Raw genomic sequence first — 14,423 nt, forward strand, 5'->3', positions numbered from 1 at the left:
CGTTACCCGCGTTCACCAGCGACGATTCGGGCACCCGAATTTGTCGGGGGTGACTGCGATGATGACGTCATGTCCTCGATCGCCTCGCCTCCGGCAGCCGCAAACCGTGTGGGTCGCCTTGAGGTGCTGTTTGAGGAGTTGGCGGAATTAGCCGGTCAGCGCAACGCGATCGACGGCCGCATCGTGGACATCGTCGCCGAGATCGATCGTGACGAATTGTGGGGAGCCACCGGTGCGCGGTCGATCGCGGCGTTGGTGGCCTGGAAATTGGGTCTTTCGTCGGCCAACGCCCATGCCATCAGTGCCGTGGCGCATCGCAGGGAGGAGTTTCCCCGCTGCACGGCCGGCATGCGCGAAGGACGTTTGTCGCTGGATCAGGTCGGGGTCATCGCCGCCCGCGCCGGGGAAGGTTCTGACGAGCATTACGCGCAGCTGGCGGCGGTGGCGTCGGTCCACCAGCTGCGCACCGCGGTCAAGCTCGAACCCCGGCCCGACCCCGATCCCGGCCCACCGCCGGAGCCCTCGATCACCCACGGCGGCGATGAGCGATTCAGCTGGTGGCGGATCAAACTCCCCCACCACGACGCCGCGAAGTTCGACGCCGCGCTGGCCTCGCATCGCGACGCGCTGGTCGCGGCGTGGAAACGCGACCACGACAACGCCGCTCACGCCACCGAGCAGCGACCTCCGATGCCGGGCACCCTCGATGCGTTTATGCGTCTAGTCGAGGCCGGCTGGGACACCGAAGTCGCCGCCCGCCCGCACGGCCAGCACACCACCGTGGTGGTCCACCTCGACATCGCCCAACGCCTCGCCGCACTGCACCTGGGACCACTGCTCTCCGACGCCGAGCGCCAATACCTGACCTGCGACGCCACCGCCGAAGTCTGGTTCGAACGAGACGGGCGGCCCATCGGGGCCGGGCGAACCACCCGGCTGATCAACCGGCGACTGCGCCGCGCCCTCGAACATCGGCACCGCATGTGCGCCGTCCCCGGCTGTGGCGCCACCCGCGGGCTACACGCCCACCATCTCCAACACTGGGAAGACGGCGGCCCCACCGAGTTACCCAACCTGGTCCTGCTCTGCCCCTATCACCACCGGCTGCACCACCAAGGCGCCATCACGATCAGCGGACCCGCCACCAACGTCACCGTTACCGACGAAGACGGACAACAGCTCAATCCCGGATCGCTGGCGCGCCCACCAACCACATCGCCACCCGCGGTGCCGCCCTACCCGGGACCGACCGGCGAGCGCGCCGACTGGTGGTGGTACGACCCCTTCGAACCCCAACCACCACCCACACTCAACTGAACCCGGGCTGCAGCCGAGGCGTTGGTTACCGACCGGTAGCAAACGGCCTAGACCGCCGTGGGAGAATCCGCATATGACTGTCATCTCGGACAAGGTCCCGGAGAATTTCGTTGCCGGACTCGAGGGCGTGGTGGCGTTCACCACCGAGATCGCCGAGCCTGACAAGGACGGCGGCGCCCTGCGTTACCGCGGTGTCGACATCGAAGACTTGGTGGCTCAGCGCGTCACGTTCGGTGACGTCTGGGCTTTGCTGGTGGACGGAAAGTTCGGCAACGGGCTGCCGCCCGCCGAGCCGTTCCCGCTGCCGATCCACAGCGGCGACGTCCGCGTCGACGTCCAGGCCGGCCTGGCGATGCTGGCGCCGATCTGGGGCTACGAGCCGCTGCTCGACATCGACGACGACACCGCCCGCGACCAGTTGGCCCGCGCGTCGGTGATGGCGCTGTCCTACGTCGCGCAGTCCGCTCGCGGTATCTACCAGCCCGCGGTTCCGCAGCGGCTCATCGACGAATGCCCAACGGTCACAGCACGTTTCATGACGCGCTGGCAGGGTGAGCCGGATCCGAAGCACGTCGAGGCCGTCGACGCCTACTGGGTCTCGGCCGCCGAGCACGGCATGAACGCGTCCACCTTCACCGCCCGGGTGATCGCCTCCACCGGTGCCGACGTCGCGGCTTCGCTGTCCGGGGCGGTCGGTGCGATGAGCGGCCCCCTCCACGGCGGTGCGCCGGCCCGGGTGCTCCCGATGCTCGAAGAGGTCGAGCGGACCGACGATGCGCGCGGGCTGGTGAAGGGAATTTTGGATCGCCGCGAGAAACTGATGGGCTTCGGGCACCGGGTGTATCGCGCCGAGGACCCGCGTGCCCGCGTCCTGCGCGCGACCGCCAAGCGGCTGAATGCGCCGCGCTACGAGGTCGCCGCGGCCGTCGAGCAAGCCGCGCTGGCCGAGCTGCGCGAGCGGCGTCCAGACCGCGCGATCGAGACCAACGTCGAATTCTGGGCCGCGGTGATCCTCGACTTCGCTCAGGTCCCTGCCCGGATGATGCCGGCGATGTTCACCTGCGGCCGCACTGCGGGGCTGGTGCGCGCACATCCTCGAGCAGAAACGGCTGGGCAAACTGGTTCGCCCGGCCGCTATTTACGTCGGACCCGGTCCGCGGAGCCCGGAATCGGTCGAAGGCTGGGCCGAGGTCAACCCGGCTGAGGGTTAAGCCAATTCGCGAATGCGTTCCACCACGCGACTGCGCAGCGACGGCGCCGGAGCGGCAGCCGCGACCTCGACCATGTCGGCGACCGAGGTGAACTTGACGCGTGGCCGGTCGGCCACTTCGCCGCGGGCTATCTCGGCGGCGTCGATGGCCCGCCATCCCTTGGCATCAACGATCTGCGGCTGACGCTGCCGGACGAGCCGGTCCAGCGCCGAGGGCTTTGCGACCGGGTCGCGCAGCAGGCCGGCGTTGTAGTCGTCGACCAGTCGTTGCACGGTCTGTGCCGCACACGACTTGTTGGTGCCGATGAAGCCGGTCGGACCGCGTTTGATCCATCCCGCGACGTAGGCCCCCTCCGCCTGTGTGACGCGGCCGCCGTCGTTGGGCACCACGCCGGCCTCGTCGTCGAACGGCAGGTCTTTAATGGCCTTGCCGTGGTAGCCGATTGACGTCAATACGAGTCCAGCGTCGATGGTCTGCACCTCGTCGGTGCCGGTGACGGCGAACTCCATTCCGCTCGCTCGCCGCTGACCCAGCACGCGCTGCGGAGTCAGGTTGTAAGCCAACCGGATTCGGGCCCGCGACATCGCCGGATTCTCGGCGTGACCGAGGGTGCTGAGCACCTCCAGCTTTTGCTTGGTCAGCATGTCGGTGGCGGTGGCCAGCCCACGCCGCACCGCCCCGCGATCCGCCTCGCCGAGAACGACTTCCGCCGATGAGGTCAGCCCGATCAGCTCCGGCAGGGTGAACGCCGAATGTTCGGGTCCGCGTCGGGCGGCGACCACCACCTCGCGCACCTTCGACTCGCGCAGGGCAGCCAACGCGTGGTCGGCGATGTCGGTGTGCGCCAGTTCGTCGGGATCGGCGGTCAACACGCGTGCCACGTCGAGCGCCACGTTCCCGTTGCCAATGACGATCACGCGTTCATGGCCGAGATCGACTGGCAAGTCGACGTAGTCGGGGTGCCCATTGATCCACGCCACCAACTCGGTTGCGGTATTGGTGCCGGGGAGGTCCATCCCGTCAATGTCCAGCCGCTTGTCGTTAGGCGCTCCGACGGCGTAGATCACCGCGTGGTGGTGCGCCAACACGTCGGCGTGGCTCAGCTGATCACCCACCTCGACATTGAGGTAGAAGCGGAACTCGCGGCGACGGGCAATCCGATCGAAAAGCTTGGTGACCCGCTTGGTGGTCTGATGATCCGGGGCCACCCCGGCACGCACCAATCCGTAAGGGGTGGGCAGCTTTTCGAAGACGTTGACCCGTACACCGGGCTGTGTCAGCAGTTCATCGGCGGCGTACATCGCCGCGGGCCCGGATCCCACGATCGCCACCGTCAACGGTCCGTTGTGGTTGCCGTGTATTTCCGGCGCCGGAATCACCGGTGCGAGTTTGGATGTCGGCGGCAGCTTCTTGTCGGCCGGACGAGCCGCGTGCACCGGCTCGTAGAACAGCGCGTTGAGCGCAATGAACGGCTGCTGATCGATCGTCAATCGCGAGTCGGGCGCGATCGCCCCGACCGGGCACGCGCTGACGCATGCACCGCAGTCCACACACGCGACGGGATCGATGTACAGCATTTCCGCCGAGGCGAATTCCGGTTCGTCCGGTGACGGGTGGATGCAGTTCACCGGGCAGGCATAGACACAGGACCCGTCGCTGCAACACGACTGGGTGATGACGTGGGGCATAAGTTCTAGGCGGCGACCGTCAGGTGCTCACGCTGCGGCTCGCTGCGGTAGCGCGACGGCTTGCCGTTGATCTTGCAGATCCGCCAGATCAGCTTGGCCAACGGGTTCATCAGCCCGGTGTCGGCGCAGAGCATCCGCACGTCACCAAACATGTCGCGCAGCATCTGACGTGACTCCGGCGACTTGAAGAAGACCTGCTTACGCACCTCACGCGGGATGTCGAACTCCTGCCAGAAGGCCTTGGGCGGCACGATGATCGCCGAACACAGGACCCGCATCACCACAGGGACGTAGAGCGAGAGCCAGAAGCGCTTGCGTCGCGGCAGCTCCGGAATGCGCTTGCGTAGGTATTCGTGGGCGAAGGAGATGTGGCGAGCCTCCTCGGCCACGTGGATTGCCATCACCCGCTCCATGATGGGGTGCAGCTCCTTGCCCTCGCGCAGAACGTTCTTCTGGGTGTGGTCGATCGGTTCCTCGCCGGCCAGGATGCCGAACCAGAACGGGATTGGCAGTGGCCCGGCCACCAGCGGAATGAGCGGCTGGATCCACTTCAGCAGTCGCGGCATGCCGGGAACGTCCGCGCCGATGTGGTTGACCATCTCCTGGAACATCATCGTGTGATTGCACTCTTCGACGGCCTCGTGCAGGCAGTATCGGTATTCCGGTGAGCCGTTGGGCACCCAGAACGCGTACTCCATCAGGCCGCGGATCAGGATCGACTCGAAGTGCAGGCCGACCTTGGCGACGTTGGCTTGACGCCACATGCCGATCTGGATCTGCCGCTCGCGCGATTGCGACTGGTACCAGGGGTGCATGCCCAGCGGGTCGGTCTTGGGCAGGATCCAGCGCGGGTCGTCCGGGATCACTTCGAACTCCGGGGAGTTCCAGTCGATGTCGGTGTACGGGTTGAAGTTGCGACGCACCGACCCCTCGGACAGTGTGTTCAGCATCTCCACGTACTTGGTGTCGTCGAAGACGTCCATGTTGCGGCGCCACCGGCGGATCATCTTCGTCCTGGCCGGCTTGTGCGCGGTCGCTGTCTGAGTCATGCCCTGGCCTCCCCAGTGAGGTTTACATTTGGACGTGCTGTGTCCAACACAGTACTCAAGGTATCGGGAACTTACTAGACCTGAAATGCCCGGTGTGGTCTATCCGTGAACATGTGTGCACTGTGACCTCGATCACATGCGCGGGCCAGCACCGACCGCTTGATCGCGGCGTCCGGCCGGTCACTAACCTGGTCAATATGGCTGACCAGCTCACGATCCCCGACAACCTCAAACCCGGCGATGGACGCTTTGGATCCGGCCCCTCGAAGGTCCGACCCGAGCAACTGCAGGCCCTGTCCGGCAGTGCCGCCCCGCTGTTCGGCACCTCGCATCGGCAAGCGCCGGTCAAAGACCTGGTCGGGCGGGTACGCACCGGCCTGCGTGAGTTCTTCACAGTGCCCGACGGATACGAGGTGATACTCGGCAACGGCGGCGCCACGGCGTTCTGGGACGCCGCGGCCTTCGGGCTGATCGACAAGCGGTCACTGCACCTCAGCTACGGCGAGTTCAGCTCGAAGTTCGCCTCAGCGGTGGCCAAGAACCCGTTCGTCGGCGACCCGATCATCATCAAGGCCGACCCCGGCAGCGCACCCGAACCCCAGAGCGACCCGACCGTCGACGTCATCGCCTGGGCGCACAACGAGACCTCGACAGGTGTCGCGGTGCCCGTCGTCCGGCCGCGCGATGCCGACGACGCGCTGGTGGTCATCGACGCCACGTCCGGCGCGGGCGGCCTACCGGTCGAGATCACCGACACCGACGCCTACTACTTCGCGCCGCAGAAGAACTTCGCCTCCGACGGCGGTCTGTGGCTGGCGATCATGAGCCCGGCCGCGCTGGCCCGGGTCGAGGCCATCGCGGCGTCCAACCGGTGGGTGCCCGACTTCTTGTCGCTGCCGATCGCCGTCGAGAACAGCCTCAAGAACCAGACCTACAACACCCCGGCCATCGCGACGCTGGTGCTGCTCGCCGAGCAACTCGACTGGCTCAACGGCAATGGCGGCCTGGACTGGGCCGTCAAGCGCACCGCGGATTCGTCCGGCCGACTCTACGGCTGGGCGGCCGACCGCTCGTTCACCACGCCGTTCGTCGCCGATCCCAAGCTGCGCTCCCAGGTGGTCGGCACGATCGACTTCAACGAGGACGTCGACGCCGCCGCGGTCGCCAAGGTGTTGCGCGCCAACGGGATCGTCGATGTCGAGCCCTACCGCAAACTCGGTCGCAACCAGTTGCGGGTGGCGATGTTCCCGGCCGTCGAGCCGGACGACGTGAGCGCGCTCACCGAGTGCATCGACTGGGTGGTCGAGCGGATTTAGCCCGCCCCCAGAAAAGCCCAGGTATCGCCGCGTGTCCACACCGGCGGTCGACGCTGCCTGCGTTACAGTGCGCGAGGACAGGCCTGACGCGCTGGTCTGCGAGGAACCTGCGAGGAGACACCATGCGGGAACTCAAGATCGTCGGACTCGATCTCGACGGTAGGCACATCCTCTGCGAGGGCGACAACGCGGGAGACAAATACAGGATTCGCGTCGACGACCGACTGCGCGCAGCGGTCCGCGGCGACGGAGCCCGGGTTAACCAAACCCACATCGACATCGAGGTCAGCAGCATGTTGCGTCCCAAGGAGATTCAGGCCCGCATTCGCGCTGGCGCGTCGGTCGAGCAACTCGCCGAGTCGGCAGGCGTCGACATCGCCAAGGTCGAGCGATTCGCGCACCCGGTGCTGCTGGAGCGCGCCCGCGCCGCCGAGCTGGCTACCGCCGCGCACCCCGTCCTCTCCGACGGGCCCTCGGTGCTGACGCTGCTCGAGACGGTCACGTCGTCGCTGGTGGGCCGGGGCCTCAACCCAGACGGCACGGCCTGGGACGCGTGGCGCAACGAGGACGGTCGCTGGACCGTGCAGCTGGCCTGGAAGGTGGGGCGCTCGGACAACGTCGCGCACTTCCGGTACTGCCCGGGGTCGCACGGCGGGACCGTCACCGCCGTGGACGACGCGGCACGGGAGCTGATCGATCCCGATTTCGACCGTCCGCTGCTGCGTCCGGTGGCTGCCGTCGCCCAGCTGGACTTCGACGAGCCGCAGCCCGCCCCGGAGCCTGTGGTCGAAGAGACCACGGAACAGCCCGAGCCGAAGGCCGAACCCAATCGGGCCCGCCGTGGGAAACCAGCGGTGCCGGCATGGGAGGACGTACTACTGGGCGTCCGCTCCAGCGGCCAGCGCTAGAGGGCCATCACTACCAGCGCCGACCACGCCACCGCGACACCGACCCCGCCGCCGAGCACCAGCCAGCGCACCACCGGGGTGCGCCGCCATCCCCACAGCGTGGGGGCTAATCCGCCTGCCGCAACGATGTTGAGCCCCACGGCCAAGAGCGGATGCACCCGGATCAACCCGAGACTGAGCACCACGACGGCCACGCCGGTGGCAGCGGCGACGAATCCCGCGACGGTCAAACCCGTTGCCCACGGGGTGGATTCGTCTGTCACACTCAGACTCTAGCCCGACGACGATGCAGAGCGCGGAGCGCGATGAGAAGGAGTCGGGCAATCAGACCTTAGCCCGACGACGATGCAGAGCGCGGAGCGCGATGAGGAGGAGTCGGGCCATCAAGCCCCGGCCCGGGCCCGCTCGTAGAAGGCCAGCGCCGCGGCGGTCGCGACGTTGAGCGAGTCGGTGCCGCGCGACATCGGAATTCTGACCCGTATGTCGCTGGCCTTCATCGCGGCATGGCTCAAGCCGGGCCCTTCGGCGCCGACCAAGATGGCGATCCGTTCGCTCCGTACTGTTGCCATCGCCTCGGGCAGCGTTCGCGAATCAGCACCGGGCGTCATGGCCAGTAGCCGAAAACCGCTTTGCTGCAAGACTTTCAGGTCCGCAGGCCAGTCGGTCGACCGGGCGAACGGCACCAGTAGGGCGTGCCCCATCGACACGCGTACCGCGCGCCGATACAGCGGGTCGGCGCAACCACTGCCGAACACCACGGCGTCGACGTCGAGGCCGGCCGCGTTGCGAAAGATCGACCCCAAGTTCTCGTGGTCGTTGACTCCCTCGAGCACCGCGATGGTCCGGGTGTCGCGCACGACGTCGACGACGCTGCGATCGGGTTCACGACGGGCCGCGGCCAGTACCCCACGGTTGAGGTGGAACCCGACCGCGTCGGCCATCACCTCGGCCGAAACCCTGTAGTAGGGAGCGGGATTGCCGTCAAGGTCGGCCTGGAGCTCGAGGAGTCTGCGGTCGGTACCGAGGAATGCCAGCGGCGTGAAGGGTGACGCCAGCATCCGCTGCACTACCAGCACCCCCTCGGCGATCACCAGCCCCTTGCCGCTGGGCAGATCGGGACGCCTGTCGATGCTGTTCAGATCGCGGAAGTTGTCCAGCCGCTCATCATCTGGGTCGCCGATGTCGATGACGTTGACAGTCAAGGGCCTTCGTCAACCAATGCCAAGATCAAGTCGGCAGCCACCCGCAGCGTGTCGCGTTCGGCGACGCCGAGCGTTTCCAGGCGCTGCGTGAGCCATTCCTGGCTGGCCCGGCGCTCGGCCTCCATCAATTCGGCCCCGGCCTGGGACACCGACACCAGGACCTGCCGGCCGTCGTCGGGGTGGGCGACGCGGTCGACAAAGCCCATCTCGGCCAGCGAGGCGATCACTCGCGTCATGGACGGCGGACGCACCCGTTCCCGGATCGCCAACGCGCCGGGTGTCATCGGTCCGAAGTTGGCCAACGTCGCCAGTGCCGACAGCTGCGACAGCGACACCGGGGACTGCGGGCGGCGGAACCGCAGCTGCCGGGAGAGCCGCATCACCGCCAGCGACAGGTCGCTGGCCAACCGGCTATCGCCATCGATCACAGCGCGAAGGGTACGACAGAACGGCGGAACCTGAACATCGAACCACCCAGAAGCCGGCTGCGGCGGTCTCTCCCCGCCGGCATCGTCGTCAAGCTATCTTGATCACGATGTCCGACGAGCCTGCCGACAGCATCGAGCCGCCACCGCTACCTGCTGCGTTGCTGGACCCGTGGCCGGTCATTGCGATCGGCGCGCTGGCCTGGCTGGTCGCCGCCGTAGTCGCCTTCCTCACGCCGGCGCTGTCCACGTGGCGCCCGTTGACGCTGGCCGGGCTGGCCGTCGGCGTACTGGGGACGTCGATCTTCTTGCTGCAGCGCGGGGCCGCCCGTCGAGGCGCGCGCGGTGCGCAAACCGGACTCATCCCGAAGCTCTAGGAGAGATCATGGCAGCGCCGCTCTTGCAGGCCCAGGTCGATATCAATGCGCCGGTGTCGACGGTGTGGGCATTGATCAGCGACTTCCGTCGGATGCCGGAATGGAGCCCGCAGTGCCGCTGGATGCGCCCGCTGGGCCAAGTCCGTCCGGGCACCCGGACCTTCAACCTCAACCGGCGCAAACTGATGGTTTGGCCGACGACATCCACCGTCGTCGAGCTTGTCGAGCAGCAGAAGCTGGCCTTCCGGGTGAACATGAACAACACCGTGTGGAGCTACGAGCTGCAGCCGATCCCCGGCGGCACCAGGGTGATCGAGAGCCGGCACGCCGAGAACGGGGTCAAGCCGCTGTCCAGTGTGGGCGTCAACGCGCTGATGGGCGGGACCGAGAGCTTCGAACGCGAACTGGTCGACGGGATGAACGCCTCGCTGGCCAAGATCAAGGCCGCGGCAGAGCGCGGCTAGTCGGACTCCTCCGGCGGCTCGGAATGTGCCGGAGCCTCCGGATCGGCGGGCGTCTCGGTATGCGCCGGAGCCTCGGGGTCAGCGGGCGTCTCACTGTGCGCCGGAGCCTCGGGGTCGGCGGGCTCGTCAAAATCAGGAGTCTCCCCTGGTTCAACTGGTGTCTCGGGCTCCTCGGACGGCTCGAAGGCACGCGCTTCGGCGGGCTTCTCACTCACGTCGAGCACGCCGTCGTCGTACGGGTCGTACATCGGCGAGCCGCTACCCGCCGGAGCCGGGGTATCGGAATGCGCGCCGCAGCCGTACTCGAAGTCGACGACATGCCCGTCGGCCGACATCTCGTTGCCACAGACGCCGAACATCACTCCCAACGAACCCGCCAGGGGCAGGAAGAATCCGCAGTCGCGGCAAACTCGCTTGGTGGACTGCGCCATCGGCGCGCCGGGACCGTAGTCCCCGTCGTGCCACCGCTGCGCGGCCTCGTCTCGACCCCAGGCACTCATCACCTGGCGACGGCCCAGCCCGATCTCGGCGGCGGTCTCGTCGACCTGGGGGTCACCCGACGCGAGGTAGCCAGGCACCAGCCGTGGGTCCTGCGACGGCGGGGCGAGCAGGTCCCCTGGACTCAAATCGCCGGGCCGGACGCGTTGATCCCACGGCAGCCACTCCGGGGCCAGCAGCGCCTCCGGTCCGGGGACCAGCACCACCTCGCTGACCGTCGCGCGGTCGGCGCCGGGATAGCTGGCCACCACGACCGCCCACTGCCAGCCCTGGTAGCCCGGCAGGTGGGCCAGGAAACGGTGCGTGGCACTGGTCTGGTCTTCAGGGCCGACGCCGAGGTAGTCGCCGACGGCGTCCTCACCACTGCCCTCGACAATCGCCGCGCGCGCCAAGTCGACCGCGCCGGTGAGAATCGCCGCCATTTCGGGAGACCACTCGGTCGCAGTCGATGTCACGTCGTCCGTCGTTTCCATGGGCCTCCAATTCTGCCGCACATATGCGATGCCCGGCCACACCGGTCGCCTGCGGACTACCACAGCCGCTATGGGTGAGAATCGACGTATGGCTGGACGGCGTGGCGACCACTCCGATGCGAGGCGACCCTCGGCACCGAGCCCACGTGTTCGCGCCGGTTCATCAGGCGAACATCCGGGTATGGCCAACTACCCCGCCGAAGAGCCCGAATACCGCCCCCCGCAACGGCGGACTGATGGTTCGCCTCCTCCTCATCGCGCTCCGCGCTCTGCATCGTCGCCGAACGGACCGGCAATGCCCAGCGCCAACCGGTACCTGCCCCCACTGAACCGAGACGGTGATGCCCAGCGCCGTGAGGCACCGCGAAACAGTCCCACCGGTGAGCGGATCACCGTCACCCGGGCCGCCGCCCAACGCAGCCGGGAAATGGGTTCGCGGATGTACGACCTCGTGCAGCGGGCCGCGACCGCCGACGGCGCCGACAAGTCCGGGCTGACCGCATTGACGTGGCCGGTCGTCGCGAACTTCGCCACCGACGCCGCGATGGCGGTCGCCCTGGCCAATACGCTGTTCTTTGCCGCGGCCACCGGAGAGAGCAAGGACCGGGTCGCGCTCTACCTGCTGATCACGATCGCGCCCTTCGCCGTGATCGCCCCGCTGATCGGGCCGGCCCTGGACCGGCTTCAGCACGGTCGCCGGGTCGCGCTGGCCGCTTCGTTCGCGTTGCGTACGGCGCTGGCCGTGGTACTTATCGCCAACTACGACGCCGCCACCGGCGGCTACCAGTCGTGGGTGTTGTATCCCTGCGCGCTGATGATGATGGTGCTGTCGAAGTCGTTCAGCGTGCTGCGCAGCGCCGTGACGCCACGGGTGATGCCGCCAACCATCGACCTTGTCCGGGTGAACTCGCGGTTGACCATGTTCGGCCTGCTGGGCGGCACCATTGTCGGCGGTGGCATCGCCGGCGGCATCGAGTACGCCTGCGACCGCCTGCTCCAATTGCCCGGCGCGCTGTACGTGGTTGTCGTTGTCACCGTGGCGGGCGCGGTGCTGTCCATGCGCATCCCACGCTGGGTCGAGGTGACCGCGGGCGAAATCCCGGCCACGTTGAGCTACCGGCAGGGCCAGCAGCGACGGAGTTGGCCGGAGGAGGTCCGGCGGGCCAGCGGCGCGCTGCGACAACCGCTGGGCCGCAACATCATCACCTCGCTATGGGGCAACTGCACGATCAAGGTCATGGTCGGCTTCCTGTTCTTGTATCCGGCGTTCGTGGCCAAGGCGCATCAGGCCAACGGCTGGAAGCAGCTCGCCATGCTCGGGATGATCGGCGCGGCGGCCGCCATCGGCAATTTCGCCGGCAACTTCACCAGTGCCCGGCTGCGGCTGGGTAGGCCCGCCGTGCTCGTGTTGCGTTGCGCCCTGGCTGTGACCGGCGTCGCGCTGGCCGCGGCGGTGGCAGGCACCCAGCTGATGGTCGCGATCGCGACTCTGGTGACCTCGGGCGCCAGCGCGATCGCGAAAGCCGCCCTGGACGCGTCGCTGCAGGACGATTTGCCCGAGGAATCCCGCGCGTCGGCGTTCGGCCGGTCGGAGTCGACGCTGCAACTGGCGTGGGTGCTCGGCGGCGCGATGGGCGTGCTGCTCTATACCGACCTGTGGATCGGGTTCAGCGTCGTCACCTCGGTGCTGATTCTGGGTCTGGCACAGACCGTCGTCAGTTTCCACGGCGACTCGCTGATTCCCGGTCTGGGTGGCAACCGCCCGGTGATGGTGGAGCAGGAAGGCGACGGCACACACAACGCCGCGACGGTACCCCGAGCGTGAAAAGGCTTGTGCTGCTTGCAGTTGTCGCGCTACTGGCGGTGGGCGCCGGAGTTGGCGCGTGGGCACTGATCCGCGCGCCTGGGCCGCAACGCCCGCAGATCAGCGCGTACACCGGCGGCCACCTGGTCCGGGTCGGCCCCTACCGGTACTGCAATGTCGTCGACCTCACGGACTGCCAGAACCCGCAGACCGAGGGCGAGCTACCGGTGAATTCGCGCTCGCCCGTTCAGCTTTCGGTGTCCACGTCGATCGGACAGGCGCCGTGGTGGTTGCTCACCGTCTACGAGGACTCCACCGTTCCGGCGACGACGTTTTACCGGCCCGGCAGTCGACTCGCGGTCACCATCCCCACCGTCGACCCGCACCACGGGCGGCTGACCGGTATCGCGGTGCAACTGATGACGGCGTTCGTCGACCCCAACGGCGAGGTGCAGGGCATCCCGCACGCCGAGTGGTCGGTGCGCACGGTCTGGAGCTGACGCGCTAGCGCGAGCTTTCGTCGGCGATGTCGTCGCGGGACTGCTGGACACCCGGTGCTTGTGAATCTTCGTTCTGGTGATCGAGCAACTCTTGCTCCTCCCGCTGGTATTCGGTGGCTTCGGTGGCGTCCTCCGGAATCGGGTCCGAGTCGTCAGTGTGCTTTTCCACGAGAATCCTTTCGTTGCTAGGCGCCGTGACCGGCCGGCACTTCTTCGCCCGGGCGAGTCGGACCGGGTGGCGACCCGTCGCCGAAGGGCCTGCCGCCCAACGTTTCCCGGCCGTGTGGTGTGAGCCAGTTGGACAGATCCGGCCCCTTCGGCACGATCCCGGTCGGGTTGATGTCCTTGTGCACGATGTAGTAGTGCTGCTTGATCTGGACGAAGTCGGTGGTGTCACCGAATCCCGGCGTTTGGAACAGATCTCGCGCGTACGCCCACAACACCGGCATCTCGGCGAGCTTGCTCCGGTTGCACTTGAAGTGCCCGTGATAGACCGCGTCGAAGCGGGCCAGCGTCGTGAACAGCCGCACGTCGGCCTCGGTGATCGAGTCCCCCACCAAGAACCGCTGTCCTGACAGCCGATCGCTGACCCAGTCCAGCGCGGCGAACAACCGGTCGTAGGCGGACTCATAAGCCTCCTGCGAGCCGGCGAACCCGCACCGGTAGACGCCGTTGTTAATTTCGCTGTACACCCGCTGATTGACCTCGTCGATCTCGTCCCGCAGCGATTCGGGGTAGAGCTGTGGGGCGCCGTCCCGGTGATAGGCCGTCCACTCGGTGGACAGGTCCAGCGTCAGCTGCGGGAAGTCATTGGTGACTACTGCCCCACTCGGCACGTCGACAATCGCAGGCACGGTGATGCCCTTCGAATAGTTGGGGAACCGCGCGAAATAGGCATCCTGCAACCGAGGGATCTGCAACACCGGGTCGACACCGCCGGGGTCCAAGTCGAAGGTCCAACTGCGCTCGTCGTGCGTGGGCCCACAAAACCCGATGGAGAGAACGTCCTCCAGCCCGAGCAGACGCCGGACGATGATCGCCCGGTTGGCCCACGGGCAGGCCCGCGCGACGATCAGCCGATAGCGGCCCGGCTCCACCGGATAACCGTCGCGACCGTCGGCGGTGATGCGGGTTTCGATGTACTTGGTGTCACGGGTGAACTCGCCGGCCTCGGCGATGTAGGAAGCGATG

General features: G+C 67.3%; 14 protein-coding genes and 2 pseudogenes. 8 read left to right on the forward strand and 8 right to left on the reverse strand.

Annotation, left to right across the window (positions count from 1 at the left end; all coding sequences use genetic code 11):
- The first annotated feature begins 69 nt into the window (after nt 1-69).
- Both MKK62_RS04010 and MKK62_RS04015 read left to right on the forward strand, forming a co-directional pair.
- Nucleotides 70-1,317: an HNH endonuclease signature motif containing protein gene (locus MKK62_RS04010; protein ID WP_240262302.1), complete on the forward strand. Its 1,248-nt coding sequence runs from the start codon at nt 70-72 to the stop codon at nt 1,315-1,317.
- 73 nt (nt 1,318-1,390) lie between these two features.
- Nucleotides 1,391-2,528, forward strand: a pseudogene (locus tag MKK62_RS04015) (citrate synthase 2).
- Here the strand turns inward: MKK62_RS04015 and MKK62_RS04020 are convergent.
- Together MKK62_RS04020 and MKK62_RS04025 are read right to left on the reverse strand one after the other, a co-directional pair.
- Entirely contained in the window at nt 2,525-4,216 is a 1,692-nt protein-coding gene (locus tag MKK62_RS04020; RefSeq protein WP_240262300.1) for an FAD-dependent oxidoreductase, read from the reverse strand. The pseudogene MKK62_RS04015 and the gene MKK62_RS04020 sit on opposite strands and share 4 nt — an antisense overlap.
- A gap of 5 nt (nt 4,217-4,221) precedes the next feature.
- Nucleotides 4,222-5,265, reverse strand: a complete 1,044-nt coding sequence (locus MKK62_RS04025) for an AurF N-oxygenase family protein (RefSeq protein WP_240262299.1) — start codon at nt 5,263-5,265, stop codon at nt 4,222-4,224.
- Between the two features lie 197 nt (nt 5,266-5,462).
- Between MKK62_RS04025 and serC the strand changes: the two genes are divergently transcribed.
- Entirely contained in the window at nt 5,463-6,581 is a 1,119-nt protein-coding gene (gene serC, locus MKK62_RS04030) for a phosphoserine transaminase (RefSeq protein WP_240262297.1), read from the forward strand.
- A 122-nt stretch (nt 6,582-6,703) separates the two neighbouring features.
- Nucleotides 6,704-7,489, forward strand: coding sequence for a septation protein SepH (sepH, locus tag MKK62_RS04035; RefSeq protein WP_240262295.1), 786 nt, complete (start codon nt 6,704-6,706; stop codon nt 7,487-7,489).
- Here the strand turns inward: sepH and MKK62_RS04040 are convergent.
- The 3 genes from MKK62_RS04040 to MKK62_RS04050 form a co-directional block, all read right to left on the reverse strand.
- Complete coding sequence (locus MKK62_RS04040) at nt 7,486-7,752, reverse strand: DUF2537 domain-containing protein (RefSeq protein ID WP_240262293.1); 267 nt, start codon at nt 7,750-7,752, stop codon at nt 7,486-7,488. The genes sepH and MKK62_RS04040 overlap by 4 nt on opposite strands.
- 120 nt (nt 7,753-7,872) lie before the next feature.
- Nucleotides 7,873-8,691, reverse strand: a complete 819-nt coding sequence (locus tag MKK62_RS04045) for a TrmH family RNA methyltransferase (protein WP_240262291.1) — start codon at nt 8,689-8,691, stop codon at nt 7,873-7,875.
- A complete protein-coding gene (locus MKK62_RS04050; protein ID WP_240262289.1) occupies nt 8,688-9,119 on the reverse strand; it encodes an Rv0880 family HTH-type transcriptional regulator in 432 nt (143 codons plus the stop codon). Before MKK62_RS04050 ends, MKK62_RS04045 begins: the two co-directional genes overlap by 4 nt.
- A gap of 107 nt (nt 9,120-9,226) precedes the next feature.
- Between MKK62_RS04050 and MKK62_RS04055 the strand changes: the two genes are divergently transcribed.
- Both MKK62_RS04055 and MKK62_RS04060 read left to right on the forward strand, forming a co-directional pair.
- Nucleotides 9,227-9,493, forward strand: a complete 267-nt coding sequence (locus MKK62_RS04055) for a DUF2530 domain-containing protein (protein ID WP_240262287.1) — start codon at nt 9,227-9,229, stop codon at nt 9,491-9,493.
- An 8-nt stretch (nt 9,494-9,501) separates the two neighbouring features.
- Entirely contained in the window at nt 9,502-9,957 is a 456-nt protein-coding gene (locus MKK62_RS04060) for an SRPBCC family protein (RefSeq protein WP_240262285.1), read from the forward strand.
- A gap of 191 nt (nt 9,958-10,148) precedes the next feature.
- Here MKK62_RS04060 and MKK62_RS04065 read toward each other — a convergent pair.
- Nucleotides 10,149-10,928, reverse strand: a pseudogene (locus tag MKK62_RS04065) (DUF3027 domain-containing protein); the annotation flags it as partial.
- Between the two features lie 88 nt (nt 10,929-11,016).
- On the opposite strand from MKK62_RS04065, the gene MKK62_RS04070 reads away from it, so the two are divergent.
- Nucleotides 11,017-12,753 carry an MFS transporter gene (locus tag MKK62_RS04070; protein ID WP_240262283.1) on the forward strand — a complete coding sequence of 579 codons (1,737 nt, stop codon included), beginning with the start codon at nt 11,017-11,019 and terminating at the stop codon, nt 12,751-12,753.
- Nucleotides 12,750-13,232: a DUF2771 domain-containing protein gene (locus MKK62_RS04075; protein ID WP_240262281.1), complete on the forward strand. Its 483-nt coding sequence runs from the start codon at nt 12,750-12,752 to the stop codon at nt 13,230-13,232. The genes MKK62_RS04070 and MKK62_RS04075 overlap by 4 nt, the downstream gene beginning before the upstream one ends.
- 4 nt (nt 13,233-13,236) lie before the next feature.
- Here the strand turns inward: MKK62_RS04075 and MKK62_RS04080 are convergent, their stop codons facing one another.
- Together MKK62_RS04080 and MKK62_RS04085 are read right to left on the reverse strand one after the other, a co-directional pair.
- Complete coding sequence (locus MKK62_RS04080; protein WP_240262279.1) at nt 13,237-13,401, reverse strand: hypothetical protein; 165 nt, start codon at nt 13,399-13,401, stop codon at nt 13,237-13,239.
- A gap of 16 nt (nt 13,402-13,417) precedes the next feature.
- Complete coding sequence (locus tag MKK62_RS04085) at nt 13,418-14,422, reverse strand: glutathione S-transferase family protein (RefSeq protein WP_240263831.1); 1,005 nt, start codon at nt 14,420-14,422, stop codon at nt 13,418-13,420.
- Nucleotide 14,423: the final 1 nt, after the last annotated feature.

It is taken from the genome of Mycobacterium paraterrae (genome assembly GCF_022430545.2).
GTDB lineage: Bacteria > Actinomycetota > Actinomycetes > Mycobacteriales > Mycobacteriaceae > Mycobacterium > Mycobacterium paraterrae.